Source organism: Arthrobacter sp. UNC362MFTsu5.1, assembly GCF_000685965.1.
In the GTDB taxonomy this organism is placed as follows: domain Bacteria; phylum Actinomycetota; class Actinomycetes; order Actinomycetales; family Micrococcaceae; genus Arthrobacter.
Map to the genome: position 1 here is coordinate 1 of NZ_JMLE01000055.1, position 6,157 is coordinate 6,157.

The window sequence follows — 6,157 nt, forward strand, 5'->3', positions numbered from 1 at the left end:
AAAACAGACACACCATGCGCCCCCGGGAAAACGGGATACACACAATGCACAAAATTTGAAACCAGCTGTAAAAACCAGACCATCCACGGGATGGACAATCCAGTCAATTCAACCAATTCAATACAAAAAATTGGTATCAACAAACTTGGCACACTATTGAGTTCTCAAACAACAGACACACCCGGCACCACCACAACCAGACCAACAGGCCATTCAGTCGCGGATCGCTCCGGAGCAACTTTCCAAACTTACCCGATCCCGGACCGCTATGCAAACCGGCGTTTCCGCCACCCACAAGCACCACAGGAAGGATCCCCACCCGGTTTCCGCACGCCAGTAAAGACGCCGTTTTTCAGGCCATTCAGAAGGGGGTCGGTCGCTATCTTTCCGCATCAGCGGCGGCGACTCGAATTACTTTACACGGCCAGAGGACCCCGCACAAATCCACCCGCGAACGGTGGGACTGGGCCGGAAACCTGCGGAATTCCGCGGATTTCCGGCCGGCCTTGCCCTCTTGGGATGCCCCACGGCACCGAAACGGCTTATGTGGACTGAGTCACAGCAAATACGAAGGTAAAGTCAGCCTCCCGCGGCGTCAGCCGGTAGCCCTCCAATACGCCCGGGCCGCAGGCGGCGGTTCCGATCCCGTGCACGGCGTGGTCGAGGTACACGTAGCTGCGGCCGTCCGGAACAAGGTCCGGCCGGTGGTTTGCGGTATCCAGTACATCCAGGCTGTACGGGCGCACGGTGAGTGCGAAGGGCTCACCCGCGATGGTGAGCCGGCCGCCGTCGAGCTCCAACACTGCCGCGTGCACACCGGAACGGGCGCCGGACTCCTGGGGCCGGACGTATTCGACGTCCATGTCGGCCGCCGGCATGCGATGCCAGCCAAGCCTGGCGCCCTGGCCCGTATCCGGGTAGCTCTGATGCGGCCCCTGGCCGAACCACTCCACGGACTCCGCCGCTGAGCCCAGCACGAGTTCCACGCCTATCCGGGCCCACGGCACTGGCCGGCCGGCGTTGACCCATGAACCGTCGGGCCGGACCGATGTCCGAAGGCTGATGGTGGTCCCGTCACTGGTCCAGACGTATTCGGCGAGGACACCGAACTGCTTGCCCGCGGCAGCAACCCGTGTCCGCACCACCAGTTCTTCGCCTCCGTCTGCCGAGGGGCGGGAGGAGATGCCCACCAGCCGCGGATGCATCCGGTTGAGCCCCGCGTCCAGCCACTGTGTGGCCACAGGACGCGGATCCGGGCTGCCCCACTCCGCGCCGAGATCGTTGTCCGTGGGTGCACGCCACAGCAGCAGCCGGAACCCCTCGACCGCAGTCTCGCCCAGCCGGATGAGCGAACCCGATGTCCGTTCGAAGACAGCCGGTCCCAGGCGGAGGAAATCACCGTCCACGTCCACGCCGGCCGCGGCCGCCGGCGCAGGGGCCACCCGCACGTTGGCTGACGCCTGGCCCCAGGCAACTTCGTGGCCTGCCTCCGCCCACACTGCGTCGTTTGCGAGCACCGCGCTGACCGTCAGCACCGCCGGTGCCTGCGCCGCCAGCCCCGGCGCCTGTTCACCCGCCGCCGGCGCGTGCGCGGCACGTTCCAGCAGTCCGGGCGGCAGCTGGATACCGGCAGATTCGTGCGGCGCCACGGGCGCGACGTCAACACGACCGCCGTCGACCGTCACGCCGTCGGCCTCCACGGTGTAGCGGAACTCAAGCCCCGACGTGTCGGCGAAATCGAAGCGGTTGGTGATCGAGAACGCGGACCAGTCCCCGGCCACCTCAAGGGCCAGCGGCTCGATGACTTTCTTGAAATCCAGGAGGCCCGGGCGGGGGACGCGGTTGGCGTCCACGAGGCCGTCCGTGACGAAGTTGCCGTCGTGGACTTCCTCGCCGAAGTCGCCGCCGTACACGAAGTACTCCGTGCCGTCCGGGTCCGTGCGGGTGATGCCGTGCTCCAGCCATTCCCACACGAAGCCGCCCATGAGCCTGGGGTGGCGATGAAAGAGCTCCTGGTACTCGGACATGCCGCCCGGCCCGTTGCCCATGGCGTGGACGTACTCGCACAGGACAAAGGGCATTGCACGGCGCCGCGCGTCCAGCTCCGCATCGTCCAGGGGAGGTTCCACGCCCTGGCCGATCAGCGCCGTCTCAGCCTGGCTGGCGTACATCCGCGAGTAGACGTCCACGTACGCCGAGCTCCAGTCGCCCTCATAGTGGATGGGCCTGGACGGGTCACGGAGCTTGGTCCAGCGGGACATCGCCGCCAGGTTCTCGCCCGTGCCTGCCTCATTGCCCAGGGACCACATGATCACCGAGGCGTGGTTCTTGTCCCGTTCCACAGTCCGGGACATCCGGTCGAGAAGGGCCGGCTGCCACTGCGGATCCGCGCTGGGGTTCTGCTTCCAGCCGCCCTCTTCGAAACCGTGCGTTTCAAGATCGCACTCAAGCACAACGTAGAAGCCGAGCCGGTCCGCCAGCGCCAGGAAATCCGGATGCGGCGGGTAATGCGACGTCCGGATGGCGTTGATATTGTGCTGCTTCATCAGCCGCAGCTCGCTCTCCATGACGTCCCTCGGGACCACGCGGCCCAGCTTGGGATGGTGCTCGTGGCGGTTGACGCCGCGGAGCAGGATCCGCTGGCCGTTCACTTTGAACTGCGCGTCCTCGATAACGATGCTCCGGAAGCCGATCTGCACCGCAACGGTCTCCCCCGGCCCGCCCGTGGTGGCTGCGCTGACGGTGGCGTCGTACAGCCGCGGCATTTCTGCCGACCACGGCGAAATCCCCGGGATCCGGTGTTCGTCCCCGGCGGGCAGTTCCAGCCCCAGTTCCGGAACGCGCACGACGGCGGCAATCGCCTCACCAGCCCGGCTCGCCTCAACGCGCAGGATGCCTTCGCCGGTGTGATGATCGAAGTCCGCGTGGACGAAGACGTCGTCGATTCCGTCCGCCGGCCGCGCCTGCAGCGTCACGTCGCGGAAGATGCCCGGCAGCCACCACATGTCCTGGTCCTCGACGTAACTGGCCGCCGAGAACTGCGCCACCTGTACTGCCAGCACATTCCTGCCCGGCACCAGGACGCCCGAGGCATCGAATTCGTGGGCAAGCCGGCTGCCGCGCGTGGTGCCCAGCAACGTGCCGTTCAGCCATACTGTCCCAGCGGACTCAATCCCGTCGAAACGGATCACCGCGGAGGGGAAGAACTCGGGACCTGCCTCAAACTCGCGGAAGAGGTCACCGACGGGGTTGGCGTCCGGAACGTGCGGCGGTTCCACGGCGAAGGGGAACTGAACGTTGGTGTACCAGGGCGTTCCGTGGCCGTGCATGGGCCAGCTCGAGGGCACCGGCAGGTCGCCGAAATCCGCACTGGCTCCGCCTGTCTGCCAGCCGTCCTGTGGCGCCTGCCGGATGCCGGCGTGAAGCCTGAACTTCCACACGCCGTTCAGCGTCAGGCGTGGCGCATCGCTCTCGAGGTAGGCCCGTGCCGGCTTTGTGCCCTGCGCGGGAGCCACCGACGCCAGATCAGCGACCTGCTGGGCGGCAACGTCCAGGCGCCGTTCGGGGGCAGCAGCCGCCGGCTGTACCAGGGCGAGTCCGGCGCCGTTGTCGGCGCGGTCGGCAGCGTCGACGACGGAGCTTGCTGCGGAGGTTGGGCTGGCGGTTGTGGGCTCAACGGGCATAGCGGTCCTCGGTTTTGGGGTCGGTTCCAGTGCAGCGCGCGCGGCGCACGTGTGCGTCGTCGCAGTTTCGTGAACGTTCACGGTCCAATCGATCCTACGCCAACGGAGCGTGCTTGAAAAGGGGCCCGGAGCCCTTGGGCTTTGCCAAATTCCGGCCTCCCGCCCGCAGTGGCCCGCGGGTCTTTTCCTTTCTGATTCGGTTAGTCCGGCGAGCCGCCAGCGACCTCAGGCGACACAGTCCCGGCGGTATCACCGCCGTCGACCACGAACTCCGCACCTGTAACAAAAGAGGATTCGTCCGAGGCCAGGTACACCACCAGATCGGCTACGTCCCGCGGCTGGCCGATCCGGTGCAGCGGCACGTGGTCCGTGTCGAACGTCATGCCGGCGGTCATGGGCGTCTCGATGACGCCGGGGTGCACCGAGTTCACGCGCGTTCCGGATCCTCCGAGGTCCAGGGCCGCGCTCTTCGTCAGTCCGCGGACACCCCATTTGGACGCGGTATACCCGGAGAGGCTTTCGTAGCCGCGGATGCCGGCGATCGACGAAATATTGATAATCGAGGCGGTTCCGCTCAACGCCAGGGACCGGGCCGCCGCCTTGATGCCGTTGAAGACGCCGGTCAGGTTGACGTCGATGATCCTGGCCCATTCTTCATGGGAATACTCATCAATCCGGCCAAAGTTCACAATGCCGGCGTTATTGACCAGCACGCTGAGACTGCCGAACTCGGTGACGGCGGCATCTACCGCCCGCTGCCAGTCCGTTGGGCTCGTCACGTCGAGGTGCACGAATCGGGAATCGCCTCCCAGCCTCGCTGCCAGTTCGGCTCCCTCCTGGTCCAGGACATCACCGACGATCACCCTGGCGCCCTCTTCAAGCATCCGTTCAGCTATGGCTGCACCGATCCCGCGTGATCCGCCGCTGATGAGGCCCACTTTGCCATCCAGCCGTCCCATCCCTGCTCCTGTCCACGAGTTGGCCTCGAGCCGCCGAAATGCGGCGCGTCCGGCGGGGCTTCGGCAGACCGGGACGGCTGCGTTAGTCCCGTTTCAGCTTGACGGTTAGCCGCTCCGGCCGAAAGGGCACTTTGACTCATCTTGGCCAAGCGATCCGTGTGTAGCAGCAGAATGGCGTCAGGCAGATTCCCTGAGCACCAGCCGATGCTTCAAGGTCAGCCGCGATTCCTCGGATCCGGGCGTGATTGATCCGGACAGCAATCCATCAAGGAGTTCGACGGCGGCCCGTCCGACCTCTCGGAGGTCCAGTGCCAGGGTGCTGAGCTGGGGCGTGAGGAGTTCTCCGAGGGGGATTCCGTCCATGCCCATCACCGCACAGTCTTCCGGTACCCGAAGTCCGGCGTCGGCCGCCGCTTTCAGGACGCCGGCGGCCATCAGATCGTTGAAGACCAGGATCCCGTCGGTTTCCGGGCGGGCCCTGAGGAACGCCGCCGAGGCCGCCTTTGCCGCCTCTGCTGTCTCCTCGGCGAAGATCGGGGACCAGGACATCCCGGCCTCGTCCAGTCGCCCCGCCACGGCCTTTCCGCGGGCGGTGCCGGGAACTTCCTTGCCGCCGGTGGGAGCGGAACCCGCCTCCAGATAGGCGACGTGCTGCCGTTTCGTGTGGATCAGTCGGTCCGCGGCCAGTTGTGCGGCGTGGTCGTACTCGAAGTTGATGCTGCCGGCTGCGCCGCCAGGAGCCTCATCCAAGACAATGAGGGGACGCCGGCCCAGGAAGGACTGCGCCTGGTCGGCGTAGCCGCCAAGGTAGCCAATGACGGCGTCCACCTGGGGTGCCAGGTGCTCGACGGCGTCCAGGCCGCTGCGGCCGCCGTGACCATAGTCGTCGACCACCACATGCCAACCGCGGAGTGTGGCCAATTCCACGACGCTGGAGGCAAAAGCAGGGTAATACGGGTTGGTGAGATCTGGAATCGCCAGGCCAACTGATGTCCTGGCCCCCTGGACGAGGCCCTTGGCGAAGCGGCTCGGGGTGTAGCCCAGCTCCTGGGCCAACTCCTGTACCCGTAGACGGGTGGATTCCTTGATCCCCGGCATGCCGTTCATTGCCCGCGTGACGGTCTGGCGGGAAACACCGGCAGCCGCGGCGACGTCTAGGATTGTGGCCCGCTTGGCAGGGTACCCGGACGGTGTGTGGCTCATGAAGTGTAAGTCTAGAGGCGCAGCGGGCGAGGGTCCGTCTGGGGGGCCCGGGATCTGGGAGTGGGTTGCCCCTGGGGGTGCACGTTCCGGGAGTGGGTTTGTGTGTGGTGGTTAAAGTGGGAGAGCCCCAACCGTGTGGTTGGGGCTCTCGACCTGAATGGTGTTCCGGCGGTGACCTACTCTCCCACACCCTCCCGGGTGCAGTACCATCGGCGCTGTGGGTCTTAGCTTCCGGGTTCGGAATGGGACCGGGCGTTTCCCCCACGCTATGACCGCCGTAACCCTTGCTCCGCACCGGCCGGCCCCGTGGGG

Annotated in this window: 3 protein-coding genes and 1 rRNA gene; all 4 read right to left on the reverse strand. The window is 66.0% G+C overall.

Annotated elements, in window-relative coordinates:
* Positions 1-542: 542 nt before the first annotated feature.
* Entirely contained in the window at positions 543-3,683 is a 3,141-nt protein-coding gene (locus BS38_RS0123815; protein WP_028272997.1) for a glycoside hydrolase family 2 TIM barrel-domain containing protein, read from the reverse strand.
* A gap of 200 nt (positions 3,684-3,883) precedes the next feature.
* Positions 3,884-4,642: a glucose 1-dehydrogenase gene (locus BS38_RS26350; protein WP_043439966.1), complete on the reverse strand. Its 759-nt coding sequence runs from the start codon at positions 4,640-4,642 to the stop codon at positions 3,884-3,886.
* Between the two features lie 177 nt (positions 4,643-4,819).
* Positions 4,820-5,845, reverse strand: a complete 1,026-nt coding sequence (locus BS38_RS0123825) for a LacI family DNA-binding transcriptional regulator (RefSeq protein ID WP_028272998.1) — start codon at positions 5,843-5,845, stop codon at positions 4,820-4,822.
* A 163-nt stretch (positions 5,846-6,008) separates the two neighbouring features.
* Positions 6,009-6,125: ribosomal RNA gene (gene rrf / locus BS38_RS0123830) — 5S ribosomal RNA — on the reverse strand.
* Between the last annotated feature and the right edge of the window lie 32 nt (positions 6,126-6,157).

Coding starts and splice junctions, on each gene's coding strand:
- BS38_RS0123825 (WP_028272998.1), bottom strand. CDS start 5,845: ATGAGCCACACACCGTCCGGGTACCCTGCCAAGCGGGCCACAATCCTA.
- BS38_RS0123815 (WP_028272997.1), bottom strand. CDS start 3,683: ATGCCCGTTGAGCCCACAACCGCCAGCCCAACCTCCGCAGCAAGCTCC.
- BS38_RS26350 (WP_043439966.1), bottom strand. CDS start 4,642: ATGGGACGGCTGGATGGCAAAGTGGGCCTCATCAGCGGCGGATCACGC.